The sequence below is a fragment of the Azospirillum sp. B506 genome (assembly GCF_000333595.1).
Classification (GTDB): domain Bacteria; phylum Pseudomonadota; class Alphaproteobacteria; order Azospirillales; family Azospirillaceae; genus Azospirillum.
The window spans coordinates 1-17315 of sequence record NZ_BADK01000679.1 but is presented as its reverse complement, the minus strand read 5'-3'; the positions used below and the strand labels follow the sequence as shown (position 1 = coordinate 17315).

Annotated in this window: 10 protein-coding genes and 3 pseudogenes; 8 read left to right on the top strand and 5 right to left on the bottom strand. The window is 63.4% G+C overall.

The genetic code is table 11. The features are described 5' to 3' along the window. A partial coding sequence (locus tag I71_RS20350) for a GDP-L-fucose synthase (RefSeq protein ID WP_042697184.1) occupies positions 1-748 on the top strand: 748 nt, incomplete at its 5' end. Between the two features lie 142 nt (positions 749-890). Here I71_RS20350 and I71_RS20345 read toward each other — a convergent pair. The 4 genes from I71_RS20345 to I71_RS20330 are packed head-to-tail and all read right to left on the bottom strand — an operon-like array spanning position 891 to position 6015. Continuing rightward, positions 891-2006, bottom strand: a complete 1116-nt coding sequence (locus I71_RS20345) for a hypothetical protein (protein ID WP_042697181.1) — start codon at positions 2004-2006, stop codon at positions 891-893. 21 nt (positions 2007-2027) lie between these two features. Beyond that, positions 2028-3092 (bottom strand): NTP transferase domain-containing protein, encoded by a 1065-nt coding sequence (locus I71_RS20340; protein WP_042697178.1) that lies wholly within the window; start codon positions 3090-3092, stop codon positions 2028-2030. Next, positions 3089-4072 carry a hypothetical protein gene (locus I71_RS20335; RefSeq protein WP_042697175.1) on the bottom strand — a complete coding sequence of 328 codons (984 nt, stop codon included), beginning with the start codon at positions 4070-4072 and terminating at the stop codon, positions 3089-3091. Before I71_RS20335 ends, I71_RS20340 begins: the two co-directional genes overlap by 4 nt. Then, positions 4072-6015, bottom strand: a complete 1944-nt coding sequence (locus I71_RS20330; RefSeq protein WP_042697172.1) for a tetratricopeptide repeat protein — start codon at positions 6013-6015, stop codon at positions 4072-4074. The genes I71_RS20335 and I71_RS20330 overlap by 1 nt, the downstream gene beginning before the upstream one ends. Positions 6016-6377: 362 nt before the next feature. On the opposite strand from I71_RS20330, the gene I71_RS20325 reads away from it, so the two are divergent. The 6 genes and pseudogenes from I71_RS20325 to I71_RS41065 form a co-directional block, all read left to right on the top strand. Further along, on the top strand, positions 6378-8534 hold the full coding sequence (locus I71_RS20325) for a peptidase domain-containing ABC transporter (protein ID WP_042697169.1): 2157 nt from the start codon (positions 6378-6380) through the stop codon (positions 8532-8534). Positions 8535-8547: 13 nt separating this feature from the next. Next, positions 8548-9966, top strand: coding sequence for an HlyD family type I secretion periplasmic adaptor subunit (locus tag I71_RS20320; protein WP_049976213.1), 1419 nt, complete (start codon positions 8548-8550; stop codon positions 9964-9966). 2 nt (positions 9967-9968) lie between these two features. Further along, positions 9969-11321, top strand: coding sequence for an SEL1-like repeat protein (locus I71_RS20315; RefSeq protein ID WP_042697167.1), 1353 nt, complete (start codon positions 9969-9971; stop codon positions 11319-11321). Positions 11322-11481: 160 nt separating this feature from the next. Continuing rightward, on the top strand, positions 11482-13683 hold the full coding sequence (locus I71_RS35095) for a glycosyltransferase family 2 protein (protein WP_148294305.1): 2202 nt from the start codon (positions 11482-11484) through the stop codon (positions 13681-13683). Between the two features lie 702 nt (positions 13684-14385). Next, entirely contained in the window at positions 14386-15465 is a 1080-nt protein-coding gene (locus I71_RS37630; protein WP_148294304.1) for a hypothetical protein, read from the top strand. Positions 15466-15637: 172 nt separating this feature from the next. After that, a pseudogene (locus I71_RS41065) lies at positions 15638-15817 on the top strand (ISL3 family transposase); the annotation flags it as partial. Positions 15818-15896: 79 nt separating this feature from the next. Here the strand turns inward: I71_RS41065 and I71_RS36240 are convergent. After that, a pseudogene (locus I71_RS36240) lies at positions 15897-16532 on the bottom strand (transposase); the annotation flags it as partial. 149 nt (positions 16533-16681) lie between these two features. On the opposite strand from I71_RS36240, the pseudogene I71_RS36235 reads away from it, so the two are divergent. Next, a pseudogene (locus I71_RS36235) lies at positions 16682-17315 on the top strand (IS21 family transposase); the annotation flags it as partial.

Below are 17315 nucleotides of genomic sequence, written 5' to 3'. Positions count from 1 at the left end.
CGGCATCCTCGCCAACTCCACCCGCCCGGCCGAGTTCCTCTATGACAATCTGGCGATCGAGACCAACATCATCCATGGCGCCCATCGGGTCGGCGTGAAGAAGCTGGTCTTCCTGGGCTCGTCCTGCATCTATCCCCGGCTGGCCGAGCAGCCGATGCGCGAGGACGCCCTGCTGACCGGCCCGCTGGAGCCGACCAACGAATGGTACGCCATCGCCAAGATCGCCGGCATCAAGCTGTGCCAGGCCTACCGCCGCCAGTATGGCTGCGACTTCATCTCGGCGATGCCGACCAACCTCTATGGCCTGAACGACAATTTCGACCTGCAGGGGGGGCATGTCGCCGCCGCCCTGCTGGCCAAGATCCACCGCGCCAAGGTCGAGGGGCAGCCCTTCGTCGAGCTGTGGGGCACCGGGGCGCCCAAGCGCGAGTTCCTGTTCGCCGACGATCTGGCCGACGGGCTGGTCTTCCTGGCCCGGCATTACTCGGACGAGCCGCATGTCAATGTCGGCACCGGCAGCGAGGTGTCGATCCGGGAGTTGGCCGAGTTGATCCGCGACGTCGTCGGCTATGAGGGCGGGTTCCGCTACGACAGTTCCAAGCCGGACGGCAGCCCGCGCAAGCTGATGGAGGTCAGCCGGATGACGGAGATGGGCTGGACCGCCCCCACGCCCCTGCGCGACGGCTTCGCCGCCACCTACCGCTGGTTCCTGGAGACGGTCGATCGCGGAGCGCTTCGCGGTCTCTGAGCACATCCATAGGCTCTGTGTGTTTTTTTGAAACGCGCAGAGCCATGGATGGATGTTCGGGGATCGGATTCACGTTTCTGGTCGAGTCCGATTTTACGTGATCCGATCTGGACGGCAGGGCCTGCAACTGCCCTTCCGGCCCTCAGCTCAGAGCCTCCTCCAGACCGGCCGCTGCGATCAGGCCGGCCCGGTAGCGGCGGAACAGCTCCAACCTTTCGGGGGAAGGGCTGAATGCCCGTGCTGCTTCGACCTGATCCAGAATCAGGGCACGGGCCGACGGGTCGGTCATCGTTCCGGAGAAGATAGCTTCGGTCCACTCTTGGGAACCACAGTAAAGCAATCCAAAACCGTCGCACCGTTTCCGGTAATTATCAAGAAAAACTGTAGGATCTGTCATATTGATATAGTGATTGACACCAGAAATGGAGAATTTTTCACCTAACAATTGCTCTTCTCGAACAAGAGTGACCCTTCCTTCGTAGTGAGGTCTCCCAATTAAGAAGTAATTATGAAGTATCCACATGTACAATGAAACATATTGCCAATATATTTTAGAGGAAATGTTGTGTTGAAGGACGCTGAATCGGTTGGGCTGGCCGCCATATGTCATGTGTATGACATTGCCATACTCTTCCAATAAAGGAAAATGCCGGGAGAACGGATAAGAGTATCGTCGGATTTCAGCAGAGGATGGGGTGTCCGGCAGGCGCTGGTCCGGCCGGTCCAGAAAGAAATTATTCAGCTCGAACGACATGTCGAAGTTGCACAATTGCATGGCGTCGTGGCGGGTCGCCAGAAACAGCAGGTCGTTCACGTAAAAGGGGGAGGTCGCCTCGAATTGCGGCACCCAGACCCTGCGTTTGAAGATGAAGGGATCATGGGGCGGTGGCGGCGCGTTCAGCAGGCGTTCGGCGAGCGTCGGCAGAGCCTCCAGATCGAACAGGATATCCGGCCGGGTCTTCAGCACCAGCGCATCGGTGGGCAGAACTCGCAGTGCGCCGTACAGCAGCGTCATCTGATGGAAATAGCTGTGCGGCACCGTCACGGATGACGGCGGATTCAGTCCAATCACCTGGATGCCCGGATGTTGCAACCGCTCGAACAGCGCCGTGTGGGCCGTGATCTCGCTGTTCCAGGTGGCGATCACCGCGCCTGCGACCAGGCCGCGCTCGATCAAGTTCGCGACTTGGCGCAGCGACATCTCGAACAATTGCGGTGTGCGGACCTGCCCGCAGAAGGCAATGTGAAGTGGGGTCATCCTGCTCCTCCTGCGTGGGCGTCAGGCCCCGGCGATGAAGTCGGACAGGCGCCCGACATTGCGGGGGATGTTCACCGCCTCGGCGGATGGATAGGGATTGGATGGCGCGAAGTCGTTGACCAATACCCGCGGACCGTGGTGACACCCCATCACCAGCGCGTGCCAAGCGAGCCCGGCGTCGCGCAGCACCGCCTCGACCTTGGCGCGCAGGTCTTCCGGACGGGCGGTGACGAAAACGAACTGGGCGCCCTCCGCCTGCAGGCGGCGCAAGGATTCGATATTCTCGACGATCGGCTCGTCGGGATCGGTCCAGTAGGGTGGGAAATACTGCCCCTTGTTCTTGACGATGACCCCGTCGAAGTCGAGGAAGAAGGTGCGCATGCGCCGCTGCAGGTCGGTCCATTCGCGAAGGGTTCCGGCATCGACCAGCCCCTCGACCTCCACGCCCAGGAACACAGAACCATCCAGAACCGCCTGGGAGATCAGGTGCGAAATGAAGATCTCGCTGTTGCGGTCGTTGCGCATCAGCGTATCGAAGATGTCGCAATATTGCTTGGCCGAGTTCCAGACGTAGCCGCCGACGCTGATGAAATTGGACTCGACCGATTTTTCCCAGATGTTGACGACGATGCCCTGCTCGTTGAGCGAGACGAAGCTCTTGCCGGCGACGTTGGTTACGCCGGGGTTGCGCCGCAGATCGGCGATGCAGACGAAATTGCCGGCTTCCGGCGCTGCCGGCAGCGAGAACCAGCTGTCGGAATCCTTGATGATCACCGGCCCGTCGACGCCGGCGCGTCGGATCATCTCATACGCGGTTTCGGCCGGACCGCGCGTCACCTCGTCGAAGACGACGATCTCCACCGCCTCCCCCAGCGCCCGGTGGATCCCGACGGTGGCGGCATAGCGCTCTTCGTGTTCGCGCAGGATGCCGACGACCACCCGGCTGCGGGCGACGCCCTCCAGGGAGTCCAGTGCCCGGCGCAGCATCAGTGCGCCATCGGGCGTCGACAGCATCCACTTCGGTCGCATGTTGGGATAACGGCTCGACCGTCCGGCGGCCGGGAGGAGAATGGTGTATCCGCTCATGGAAAGGTCGCGTCCTTGTCGAGGTCTTGGATGCGCTGGAGGACGAAGGCGAGGACTTTGTCCGACCGGCAGTAAGGCACGATACGGAAAAGCTGGAACTGGGTCAGCACCGGCAACCGTCCCTGTAGATCGGGCCAGAGAGGGTGGAGGTGTCCATGCAGCAAAGTGGCCAGCTTGGCGGCGGCGATGCGCAGGCCACGGCCGCGCGGGCCGGACCGCTGTTCGTCCGGCAGGTTGCGCAGGAACCAGTGGCCACGCAGATCCTGATGCAGTTTGGCGACGTCGAGCCAGCAGGAGTTCAATGGCCCGTCGAGGAAATCGATGAAGCAGAGCCTGCCGTCCGGCCGCTGCAGGACATTCTCCACCGTCATGTCGCCATGCCCTTGAGAGGCGGGGATGCCGCTCCAATTCCGAGCGGCCAGACGGGCGGCGGTCCGGCCGATGGCTTCCCGCATGCCGGCCGGATCGTTTCCATCCTCCAGGCAGGGCGGGACGGCGGTGGCGACGGCGGTGATCTTGTCCAGGAACAGGCGGGTATCCAGACAGCCCGAAACGGTCGCAGCCAGCCCGTACAACGTCGTGGAGAGCGATCGGGCGACAGCGTCGAACATGGCGGTATCGCCATGTTCGAGCACATCTCCCAGATTCTGGCCCTGCACATATTCCATGTCGAAATAGTAGCGTCCGGCCAGTTCGCCCCCCGACAGCAGCCCTTCCGACAGCACCGCCGGGCAGGGCAGGCCCAATGCCGCCATCTCACCCTGCTTGTGCCGCTGGTCGCGCAGCCGGCCGTCATAGCCGGCGGAACCTGAGATCTTGCGGACGCGATACGTGTCGCACGCCTGCTCCCGCAGCAGCAGCAGGCGACATCCGGAATGCCCGTGCAACTCCTTCACCAGGGTAAGGCGGCCATCGTCATCCGCCAGTGCCAAGCCGGCGGCATCGGTCGCCATCGCCTCGTCCACCGCCTTCCCGCCCATTACCGTCCGGCCACCCAGTCGCGCCACATGGCGCGGTAGGCCGCCTCGACCCCGCGGGTGAAGCCCGTGTAGTCGGTCAGCGGCGCGGCGTTCAGCCGGTCGCGCATGGTCAGGCGCAACCCGGCCAGGCGGTCCGGGTCGCCGGCGAGCGCCACCGCGGTGGCGATGTAGCCCGCCTCGTCGGCGGCCACCAGCTCGCCCAGGCCGCAATGGGTCAGCAGGCTGGCGCCGACGCGGGCGACATGGTTGGCGCCCGTCCACGTCACCACCGGCACGCCCATCCACAAGGCCTCGCAGGTGGTGGTGGTGCCGTTGTAGGGGAAGGGGTCGAGCCCGATGTCGATGCGGTCGTAGGCGCGCAGATGCCCGTTGGCCGCGTCGATGCGGGCCAGCAGGTCGATCCGGCCGGCCTCGATCCCGCATTGGACGAAGGTGTTCAGATAGCGCCGGCGCGTCTCCTCGTCGCCCATCTGGGCGCTCTTGACGATCAGGCGCGAGCCCGGCACCCGCTTCAGGATCTCCGACCAGACGCGCACCACCTCCGCCGTCACCTTGGAGGTGTTGTTGAAGGAGCCGAAGGTGACATGGCCGTTGGCGAGGAACGGCGGTTCGGCCGGCGGGGCGACGTCCAGCGGCGGGCGGTAGCTGTGGAAGCCGTTGGGCAGCCGGACGATGCGCTCGGCGCTCAGCCGGTCGGCCTCGCCCGGCGGCTCGGCGATGGCGTCGCTGAAGCGCCAGTCGATGGCGCGCATGCCGGTGGTGTCCGGATAGCCCAGCCATGTCGCCTGCACCGGCGCCGGCTTGCGGGCGAACAGGGTCAGCCGGTTGTTGGCGGTGTGGCCGGTCAGGTCGACCAGGATGTCGATGCCGTCCTGCTCGATCAGCGCCGCGGCGCGGGCGTCATCGATCCCGGCCAGGGACCGCCAGCCGTCGGCCAGCCCCTTCAGCCGCTCGGTGACCGCGTCGGAGCGTGTGGCCGCGTGGTAGCAGACCACCTCGAAGCGCTCGCGGTCATGCTCGCGGATCAGCGGCTCGGCGAAGAAGGCGACCGAATGGGCGCAGAAGTCGGGCGAGACATAGCCGACGCGCAGGCGGCGTTCGGGATCGCGCGGGTTGGCGTGGCGCTTGCCGGCGGGCAGCAGCGGATCGGCATGGCGCTGCGCCCACGCCATATGGGCCCTGAAGATGGTCTCGGGCGGAACGGCCGGGGTGTAGTGCAGGGCCAGCAGCAGGTTGGAATGCATCAGGGCGTGGGCGGGATGCGCCTCCAGCCCCTTCTGGAACACGGCGATCGCCTCCTCGATGCGCCCCATCTCCTTCAGCGTTTCGCCCAGGTTGTTCCAGGCCTCGGCCGATTTCGGGTCCGCCTTCAGCGCGGCGACGAAGCACTCCACCGCGCGGGAGAGGTCCACCGCCCCCTTGTGCAGGTCGCCCAGGTTGCACAGCGCCGCCGCCATGTCCGGCTTCAGGCGCAGCGCCTCGCCATAGGCGGCCTTGGCCGCCTCGCGGTCGCCACGGTTGCGCAGGATGTTGGCCAGGTTGAAATGGGCCTCGGCATAATCGGGCTTCAGCCGGATGGCGGTGCGCAGCGCCGCCTCCGCCTCCGCGCCGCGGCCCATGTCCTGCAGCAGGCAGCCATGGTTGCTGTGGACGAAGGGATCGGCGGCGTTGCGGGCGAGCGCCCGGCGGTAGCAGCCCAGCGCCTCCTCCCAGTCGCCACGGGCGCGCAGGATGATGGCGAGGTTGTTGTTGGCGTTGAGGTGGTCGGGATCGGCCGCCAGGACGGTGCGGTATCCGGCCTCCGCCTCGGCGGTCCGGCCCTCCCGGTGCAGGGTCAGCGCGCGGGCGAAGCCGGCGTCGGCCGCCGGCGCAGCGCTCTGCGAAGAGGGGGCCGGAGTGGCGGGGCGCTTGGCCTTGGCCTGCTTGCGTGAAGGCTTTTTCATCGGGCTGACCGCTTGGTGTTAGGTATGCTTCGGCAGAGAACCGTCCCGACGGTCGATAGCAACGACTGTGCGGTGTCCGCAAGCGGCATCTCGTCCCGGCCGATGTGCCGCAACGGACACAGAGGGGCGAGACATATGATGGATGGCGGATGCACCCCGGGACAGATGGCTTGCCGCTGTTGTGCCTCTTCTGCTATCTCAACGGAATCGCGTGGGTATGCATCGTCCGCAGGTGGCGGACTCTACGCGCTTCGTCGCGCCCCCCGGCCCAAGGAGCGCATGGTCGATCGAGACCGGGTGACCGAGAACGGTATGAAGACCTTGCTTTCGCGACGCATTTCAAATTTCTCACGGCGGTTCCCATGACCCTTGCTGCGGAAGTCCCCTGCGCCCACACCGGGCTGCATTCCCTGGCTGCCGTCGCGCGTCAGCGCGGCCTCGACGTCTCGGCCGAGCGGCTTCAGCACAGCAACGTCATCGGCAACGAGGAACTGGACACCGCGCGCCTGCTGCGCGTCGCCAAGTCGATCGGCCTCAAGGCGGAGGCGACGACGCTGGACTGGGACGATCTGGGCAAGCTTCACGATGCCTTCCCCGCCATCCTGCGCCTGCGCAACGGCAACTCGATGGTGGTGGTCGGCTTCGGCAAGCAGGGCGACACCGACGTCGCCATCCTGCAGGACCCGCTGGCCGGGCAGGAGCTGATCCTGCCGGTCGACCGCATCCGCCTGAGCCAGGCCTGGGCCGGCGAGGTGGTGCTGCTGAAGCGCGACTACGGCCTGACCGACGCCGAGCAGCCCTTCGGCCTGAAATGGTTCCTGGTGGAGATCCTCCGCCACAAGCGCATCTTCCGCGACATCGGCATCGCCGCGCTTCTGATGAGCCTGTTCGCGCTCGCCGTGCCGATCTTCTTCCAGCTGGTGGTCGACCGCGTGCTGGTCCACCGCAGCATGGGCACGCTCGGCGTGCTGATGGTCGGCATGGTCGGCGTCATCCTGTTCGAGGCGGCCTTCTCCTACCTGCGCCAGTACCTGATGCTCTACGCGACGAAGAAGATCGACGCGAAGATGAACGTCCAGGTCTTCAACAAGCTCGTCGGCCTGCCGATGCATTATTTCGAGCGGGTGTCGTCGGGCGAGATCGTCAAGAACGCCCAGCAGGCGGAGCGCATCCGCAACTTCCTGACCGGCCAGCTCTTCATGACGCTGATCGACACGGTCTCGCTGGTGCTCTTCCTGCCGATCATGTTCATGTACAGCGTGCCGTTGACCATGCTGGTCCTGGCCTTCTCGGTGCTGATGGCGATCAACATCGGCATCATGATCCCGCTGATCAAAGGCCGGATGAAGGACCTCTATCAGGCCGAGGTGCGCCAGCAATCCTTCCTGATCGAGAACATCCACGGCATGCGCACGGTGAAGTCGCTGGCGCTCGACAGCCGGCAGAAGCTGGAATGGGATCACCGCGTCGCCCGCGCCGCCGAACAGCGCTTCGACGTCGGCCGCATCATGATCATCGGCCAGACGATCGCGGCGCCGCTGAACCAGTTGATGATGGCCTGCCTCCTGGGCCTCGGCACCTACCTGGCGCTGAACGGCGACATGCTGATGGGTGCCTTGATCGCCTTCTACATGCTGTCAGGCCGCGTCACCCAGCCGCTCCTGCAGATGGCCCAGCTGGTGCAGCAGTTCCAGGAGGTGTCGATCTCGGTCCAGATGCTGGGCACGATCATGAACCACGCTCCGGAGGAGGGGCGGACCGGCCGCGGCCTGCGCACGCCCCTGCGCGGCACGGTGGAGTTCCAGGAGGTCCGCTTCCGCTATGCGCCTGCCTCGCCGCCGGCGCTCGACGGCGTCTCCTTCACCGCGTCGGAGGGCACCATCCTCGGCGTGATGGGCCGGTCCGGCTCGGGCAAGACCACCGTGACCAGGCTGCTGCAGGGGCTGCACCGGGCGCAGGAAGGGCTGATCCGGATCGACGGGCGCGACCTGCGCGAATACGACCTCGACCACCTGCGCGCGTCGATCGGCGTCGTGCTGCAGGACAATTTCCTGTTCACCGGCACCATCCGCGAGAACGTCTCCGCAGCCAAGCCCGGTGCCACGACCGATGAAATCCTGAAGGTCATCCATCTGGCCGGCGCCGACGAGTTCGTGGAGCGGATGCCCAAGGGTCTCGACACCATGCTGGAGGAAGGCTCGTCCAACCTGTCCGGCGGTCAGCGCCAGCGTCTGGCCATCGCCCGCGCCCTGCTGACCAACCCGAAGATCCTGATCATGGACGAGGCCACCTCGGCGCTCGACGCCGAAAGCGAGGCGATCGTCCAGGCGAACCTGATGAACATCGCCCGTGGCCGCACCATGATCATCATCTCGCACCGTCTGTCGTCGCTGGTGCCGTCCGACGTCATCCTGGTGATGGACCGCGGCAAGGTGGTCGACAGCGGCAAGCATGACGAGCTGCTGGGACGCTGCGACATCTACCAGCACCTCTGGCACCAGCAGAACCGGCACATCTAGGAGCGCGTGTCCCGTGACCGCACAGAAGCTTGCGAAGATTGAGACGGTCCGCGTTCCCGCGAACGACGCGGCAGCGCGTCCGCCGGGATCGCCACTCGACAAGAAGGCCAAGGAACGCGGGAAGGCGGCGATCGGCGCCTTCCAGAAGGACACGGAGGCGATCCAGAACGCTCCCGATCCTTTCCTGGCGCGTGTCATGCTGCATCTGCTGGGGCTGTTCGTCGTCGGGGCGATCACCTGGGCGTCGCTGTCCTATCTGGACAAGATCGTCGCCTCGCAGGGCAAGATCGTTTCGGTCGAGTCCAACGTGATGGTCCAGCCGATGGAGATGGCGGCGATCAAGCAGGTCCTGGTCCGGTCCGGCGATGTCGTGCATCAGGGCCAGGTGCTGGCGACGCTGGACCCGACCTTCACCCAGGCCGACGTTCTGCAGCTGGAGTCCCGCGTCGCCAACGCCGACGCCCAGATCGCCCGGCTGGAGGCCGAGCATGACGGCAAGCCTTTCGTGCCGGCCGCGGACCGCTATGGCTACGGCACCCTGCAGCAGGCGCTGTGGCGCGAGCGCCAGGCCCAGTACCAGTCGCAGATGCAGAATTACGAGGAGAAGCTCGCCCGGCTGCAATCGAACGTCGCCAAGTACGAGATGGACCGCGTCCATCTGAACGAGCGGCTGAAGGTGGTGCGCGAGATCGAGACCATGCGCTCCTCGCTGCTGGCCACCCAGGTCGGCAGCAAGCTGAACCTCCTCCAGGCGACCAGCGACCGCATCGACATCGAGCGCAACCTGGTGCTGAACCAGAACGAGCTGCAGGGCAACCGCCATGACCTGCAGGCCCAGCTGGCCGAGCGCGATGTCTTCGTCCAGCAGTGGAACGGCAAGATCATCGAGGAGCTGACCACCCAGCGCAACGAGCGCGAGGCTCTGCGCGAGCAGCTGACCAAGGCGCGCAAGCGCCAGTCGCTGGTCCAGCTCGACGCGCCGGTCGACTCCATCGTGCTGGAGGTTTCGCCCAAGGCCACTCCCGGTTCGATCGCCAAGGAGGCCGAGCCGCTCTTCACCCTGGTGCCGGTCGGCGCGCCTTTGGAGGTCGAGGCCAACATCGACGCCCGCGACCTTGCCTTCGTCCAGGTCGGCGACAAGGTCCGCGTCAAGCTGGATGCCTATCCCTACATGCAGCACGGCTCGCTCGACGGCGAAGTGGCGACGATCAGCGAGGATTCCTTCTCCAGCAAGGACAACGCGAACGGTCTCCTCTTCTACCGGGCGCGGATCAAGCTGCTGACCACGACGCTGGACAATGTGCCGTCCAACTTCCGCCTGATCCCCGGCATGCCGCTGACGGCCGACATCAAGGTCGGCGAACGCCGCATCATCACCTATTTCCTGCGCCCCATCCTGCGCGGGGTCGACGAAAGCCTGCGGGAGCCCTGATAGTGTTCGGCAAGCTGCTGAAGCGAAACAAATCCACCAGTTCCCGCAAGCCGGACTTCCAGCATGGCCTGGCCGCCTTCGAGGCGGAGGACTATGCCGGCGCCGTGGCCAACTGGATGCCGCTGGCCGAACGCGGCCATGCCGAGGCGCAGTACCGCATGGGCCAGCTCTATGTCCGCGGCCAGGGGGTCGTGCGCGACTTCGGCGACGCCGCCCACTGGTTCCGCAAGGCGGCCGATCAGGGGCACACGGAGGCGCAGTTCTCGCTCGCCCTGTGCTATGCGAACGGCGAAGGGGCGGCGCAGGACAATGCCCTGCCGGTGCGCTGGTACAAGACCGTGTCCAAGGCCAGCCCGCCGACGGCAGACGCGAACCTGACCCTGCTTTATCCCAACGGGCTGGGGATCGCCCCCGACATCGCCCAGGCCCTGCACTGGTACCGGCTGGCCGCCGAGGCCGGCCATGCCGAGGCGCAGTACCACATGGGCCTGCTCCATGCCTTCGGCCAGGGGGTGCAGCAGGATCTTGCCGCCGCTGCCGGCTGGTACCGGCAGTCGGCCGAGAACGGCTATGCGATGGCCCAGCATGCGCTTGCCTCCTTCTACGCCAACGGGCAGGGGGTGGAGCGCGACATCGCCCAGGCGGTCGCCTGGTATGGGCGTGCGGCCGGGCAGGGCTTTGCCAACTCCCAGCTGGCGCTTGCCATCGTCTACGAGCATGGCACCGGGGTGGAGGCCGATCCGGTCCGCGCGGCCGAGTTCTACCGCCAGGCGGCGGAGCAGGGCCATCCGGTGGCCCAGGTCAATCTGGGCCTGCTCTATGCCCGTGGCCACGGCGTACCCAAGGATTACCGCGAAACCCTGAAATGGTGCCGCCTGTCGGCCGAGAAGGGCAACGTCAACGCCCAGTTCAATCTGGGCCTGATCCATTCCAACGGGCTGGCCGGCCCGCCCGACCATGCCGAAGCGGCCGTATGGTACCGCAAGGCGGCGATGCAGGGCAATGTCGGTGCCCAGGTCAATCTGGGCCTGATGCTGATCCATGGCTGGGGCGGCCGGCCCGAGCTGGTCGAAGGGGTGGATTGGCTGCGCAAGGCGGCGGCCCAGGGCCACACCGGCGCCATGAGCAACCTGGGCGCGCTCTATGCCGATCGCTCCAGCAAGGCCTACAATCCGCTTCAGGCCTATGTCTGGACCATCATGGCCGCTGCCGGCACCCAGCCCGGCTCCGAACGCGACGGGTTGGAGGCCAAGGCCCATGAATTGGGCAATGCGCTGACCAGCGAGGAGCGCCACAAGGCGCAGGTCATCATGGAGGAGTGGAAGAAGAACCCGAAGCTGGTGGCGATGGCTTGATCCGGGACCGTTCCTGGCAGGTGAGGACATCTTGGCAGTTCAAGGGAAACTCAAGGCCATCGAGCGGCTCTACGGAATTGGGTGGGTCGCCAAGGGGTGGGCCTTCGATCCCGATCTGCCGAACGATCCCCTCCGTCTCACCCTCAGCTATGAGGGGGGGGTGCTCGGCGAATTCCGTGCCGATCTTTTCGACGGGGAACTCGCCGCGGCGGGGATCGGCTCCGGCCATCATGCCTTTGCCGTCAAGCTGCCCAACGAGGTGCTGGACGGTCGCCCGCACCTGATCCGGATCGTCGACCGGAGCAGCGGAACGGCACTGGCCAGGGATGTCGAGGAGATTTTCTTCCCGCCGCATCTGCATGGCCAACTCGACAGCTTCGAGAATGCGACGCTGCGGGGATGGGCATTCGACGAGCAGGCGCCCGGCCGCTCCTCCCTTCTCGACATCGAAGTCGATGATGCGCATGTGGCCACGGTGCCCTGCAACCAGCCAAGGCCGGATTTGGGCCGGTTCCTTCAGGATGACGGTCGTCACGGCTTCCGGTTTCCGCTGCCGGCCTCGCTGTTCGACGGTCGTCCGCACCGGATTGCCGTCCGCTTTGCCAACACCGACCGGCATCTCGTCGGCAGCCCGTTGGAGGTCCGGCTTCCGGAGGAGCTGTTGACCACACGGCGTCGCCGGCTCGACCGGCTGGTGGCTGACCGTCAGGCTGCGCTGGAGGAGGCGCAGGAGGCTCTGGCGCGGGAGCCGGCGAACCGCCTGAACGATCCGGAGGCCTACCGGGCATGGCTCGGCCACCATGAGCATGCGATCGGGCAGGCGCTTGCCGCTGTCGTCAATGGGGAGACAGGCGGACAGACAGGCGGGCAGACGGTGAGGGTGGTTCACCTTCCGGGACCCCATTCTCCGGGGCAGGATGCCGTCCTCGCGGACTTCGTCGCGGCGGTGGCCGAGGGAGCGGCCGACGCAGTGGTCTTTCTCGAATCCCACGCGCGGCTGCATCCGGCATTCCTTCCCCTGGTCCAAGCGGCTTTGACCGGGGACGATGCCGGGATCGTCTATACCGACGAGGACAGCGGCCCCCCCGAAAGCGGGCGCGGGCAGCCGCATTTCAAGCCCGATTGGGATGCGGACCGTTATTGCGCTTTCCCTTATGTGGGGTTCGCCTGCGCCATCGGACGCGACTGCCTGACCCGCGCGGTCGCGTCGGTCGGCAGGCCGGAAACCCGGTTCGGACTCCCGCCTGGCCCCTTCGATGCGCGTGCATGGGCGGCGGCGGTGGTCGACACCGCGTTGCTGCTGGCCGACCCCGGGCGGATCAGGCATTTGCCCTTCGTCCTTTACCACCGCAACGCCGCGGTTCCGGACCGTCCGGAAAGGGGCATGCCGGAAAGGGCAGGGCGCATTCAGGCTCATCTGGATCGGATCGGCGCACAGGCCGAAGCCCGGATGGACAGCGGCGGCCGTGTGCGCGTCCACTGGCGGCTGCCTGCAGAGCCGCCCCCGGTGACCATCGTCATTCCCACGCGGGACCGTGTCGACCTTCTCAAGCCATGCGTCGAGAGCATAGTCGCGAAGACGACCTACCCGCGCTACGACATCGTCATCATCGACAATGACAGCCGGGATCCGGCAACGCTGGCCTATCTGCAGAGCGTGGCCCGGCAACCTGGCATCTGGGTCAGGCGTTGGCCGATGCCGTTCAACTACGCAGCCATGCACAACGCCGTCATTGGCGAACTGGCAGCTCCCTATGTGGCGCTGCTCAACAACGACATTGAGGTGATCGGGCCGGAGTGGCTGGAGGAGATGATGGGCCATGCCCTTCGCCCGGAGATCGGGGCGGTCGGGGCCAAGTTGCTCTATCCGGATGGCACGATCCAGCATGGCGGGGTTCTCGTCGGCCAGCATGGTGCGGCCGATGCCGCCCAGCGCGCCTTCGGCGACGACGAGGACGGTTACTTCCAGTCGGCGGCGGTGGTGCAGTCCGTTTCGGCGGTCACCGCCGCCTGTATGGTGGTTCGACGCACCGATTACCTGAGGGCCGGCGGCATGGACGCCGAAAACTTCTCCATTGCCTTCAACGATGTGGATCTCTGCCTCAAGCTTCGGCAACTCGGCCTGCGCATCCTCTGGACGCCCCATGCGCGGCTTTACCATCATGAATCGGCGACCCGGCAAACATCGCGCTCGCCTGATGCCCTGGCGCACGAGCAGCGGGAAGTGGCCCACCTTCGCCTGAAATGGCAAACGGATAGCTTCAGCGACCCTTTCTACAGTCCCAACCTGACACGCGGCATCCAAACCCATGTCGACTTCAATTGGAATTATGGTTCTGTTGTTGTTGGTAATCATGAGTAAGGGTGTGTGAAGGTCACAAATATTGATATTTCGCATTTTTACCAGGGCATACTGTGGCGGATATAGATGTGGTAATGATAATGTGTTTTTATGTTTCCGAATATTATTATGACTTTTGATCAGGAGATCTTTTTATTTCAATTGTTTTGGCGATGGATGGGGTGGATTTGCGGCTGTTGACCCGATTGGCCAATACTGGAGCTGCCCGGCACGTCACGCAGACGTCTGCGACGGTTCGCGATGTGAGACTTGCAATCCAATTTATGAAGACGTCTGTCAGTTGATCGAGAGTTATCCATGATCGTGCCCTGAGCACAGGGCAGGACATGGGCCGCTCATCAGGTTCTCCGGCCGGTCTGGCCGGATGGTCAGGCGGCCATCGCGGGCAGGATGACGATTGGATCGCCACTACCGGATCAGGAACATGTGCCGTCGTAAAACCGGCATTGCCCCCAATCGGACCCCCGGCTTGGTCCAGACTGGAATTGCATCCCAGAAACGTTAGGCTTAAAACAGAATGACAATGAGCATACCGTAATCCGCTTGGTTCGCTTGTATTGGGATCTCGGAGGAAATCCATGTGGCGCTGAGAAAAACCAAAAGCTTTTTCTCGATACTCCGGGGGTTTGATAGGATCTCCAACCCCGGTTCAGCTGGATCGCTTGCGATTTATCGAATGATTTTGTCTAAAAAGGTGCATGGATGATGCGCAAGACGATAACGATACACTGTGGGTCGAGTAAAAATGGCTCGACTGCAATTCAAAGTCACATGGTCATGGATGTAAAGCGCCTTAATGGCGCTTCCATATCGCCAGTTTTATTGTCTCGCGACATCTATAAATCTGACATGAAAATAGAAGATGTCGAGAGATGCCTTAATATTGGGGATGCGGATAGAGGTTCTGTTGAAGAATATACGTCCTCATTTGAGATTCCCTATGAAGTCTATAAGAGACTCAGACGCGCTCGTGACTATCGATCATTGCGGCTCCTTGCAGACGTTCTCGGGAAAAAGGTGAACAATATAGCAAAAAATTTCGATCATATAATTGTTTCTGCGGAAGGATTCGAGACATCTATTGTCCTAAAGGATGCGTTCTTCCTTATATTTTTGCGGAATCTTGCGGAATCTTATAATGTGAATGTCATTTTTTACTACCCTAATATTGTAGAGCATTCGCTGAAATCCTGGCTGCAGTGGGGATGGATTGAAAAAGAATCGCTTTCAACATGGATAAGAAAGTATCTGCAGCCGACACCGGCGATGGATTTTTTCCATGGATTGGAAAAATCATATTGGGGAAATCTGCTGGCAATAGAAGACTGGAAAAATTTCTGGCTCTCGCAAAAATCAATTAATTTTATAATTAAAGAAAATATTAGAGATACGGCCGCAGACTTCTATGGAATTATAGGTCAGAAAATTCCTGATGCCTCCAGCGCAATGCCGCCGCAGTTTATCAATGCGGGATGGCCAAAGGCACTGATTTCCGCATTTCCGCTTTTCTGGGAATTCATTAGCGGAGATGCGATAAGATATGAGGTAATCAGGCAATTTCTTATAGATAAGGTTGCGACAAGGGATATTATTCGGGAAAATTCTTATGGAGATTTGGTTGAGAAAATCCGGATTATATTTTCCTTGGAGGATGGTGCGCATCGAGATCAGTCCGTTGATGATCTCGATGAATTCATAGAAAAGGATCGAAGCATAGTTGAGGTTGTTACATATCTGTCTGAAGCGCTTTACTATTATCACGATCTTCATTTGTCTACGTGAGGATCTTTGCAATCATTTTACCGGCAACGGGCGATGTGCTGTCAGGTTGGCGGGAGCTGTCAGTGCCGGCTGGATAACTGGTCCATCCGCATTCCCGGTGCAGGTCAGATGTCAGGCGGGAGCGGAGTGAGCACATAAAAGGAACGATCTATCCTCCTGAGCAACAGAATCCTTGTCCAAATCGCTGCTTTCCCTGCTGCCACCCGGCCTCATTGTCGATCAGGTCACACTCGATGCCGATCGTGTCATGGTGGCAGCCCATGTCCGTGCTGCCACGGCGGCCTGTCCTTTGTGCGGCCGACCATCGCGTCGCGTCCATAGCCGTTACGACCGTCGCCTGGGTGACCTGCCCTGTATGTCAATCGGCTTGAGATAGGGACCCCGGATCGGCACGGAAAAGGGACTCTGTCGCAGATTTGATGGTGTGGATCTCATCCGGGGCCGATGACGCGCGCCTGAAGGATGTCGAGTTTGCCGCGGCCATACATCTGCCGCTTCACCAGCTTGAGCTTGGTGATCTGCCCCTCGGTCTGGCCGTTGGACCATGGCAGAGTAATGGCCGCGATGACGGCATTCCGGTCCTTGGCCACTCCATTGGCGAAGGATGCTACCAAGCTCGCCTTGGCCCGCTGCAGCCAGGGTTCAAGTTCCTCGGCGGTTTTCTTTCGGATCATGGACTGGAACGCCGCAACGATCTCACGCGCCTCGACCCGCAGCGGCACTCCGCCCTCAATCGCAGCGACCGTCACCGTCTCCGCTTTGGTCAGCGCATCCCATCCGATGGTGAGCAAGCGCGCGATCGTCCGCGCCGCCAGCGTGCGGCTATGTTCCCCAGCCTGCGCCTGGTCTGAGCGCCGGCGGCGCGTCGCCCATTCGCCGACGACACGAAGGCTGCCCCGGAACCCACTCCTTCTCAACCGGCGCCAGAGGTCGGTCGCGTTGTGTTGCCCGGCAGCCCACTGCGCATCCAGCCAGGGGAGATGCAGGTCAAGCGAGCTTTCCCGGATCCGGAAGATGTCGGACCGCTGGCCACGCACGACTTTGCGGACGAGCTTGCGGCTGAGGCCGGAGTGTCAGTGCCGATTGGATACTCCCCGGAAAGGGCGGCTGAAAATTCCCCAGGCTAACGCAACGGCAGGGCTCCGGGGCGTACGCCCCGGAGCCCTGCGGCCGCTCGTCGCCCATGATCACCCTCCGAGGCGGAGGGAGGGCGCAGGTGGTCAGACTTGGGGAACTCGTCATGATTCTCGATCTCGCCCGCGAGGGCCTGTCGGTGTCGGCGATCTCACGCCGCACCGGCCTGGATCGCAAGACCATCCGCAAATACATCGCCCGCGGACTGGAGGCGCCCGCCTACACCCCTCGGCCGGCTCGGCCGACGCTGCTCACACCCTTCGAGCCCTATCTGCGTGAACGCCTGCAAACCTTTCCCGATCTCAGCGCTCGCCGCCTGCTGCGGGAACTCAAGGAACGCGGTTACACCGGCGGCTATACCATCCTGAAAGCCGTGGTTCGCGCCATCCGTCCCACCCCGTCACCACCCAGCGCATCGTCGCCGAGCATTTCGCCGAGGAGCGCCCCCACCTCAAGCCGCTGCCGGCCGGCCCCTTCAACAGCGTGCTGGCCCTGGAGCGCCGTGTCACCCGCGACGGCATGGTGTCGGTCGGCGGCAACCTCTACTCCGTGCCGGATTGCACCCGTCGGCGGACGGTGGAGGTGCAGGTCACCGCCGGCACCGTCACCATCCTGGAGGACGGCATAGCCGTCGCCTCCCACCCGGCGCTGGAAGGACGAGGCCAGCGACGCATTGCCACCGGACACCGGACCCAGCTCCACCGCCCAACAGCCAG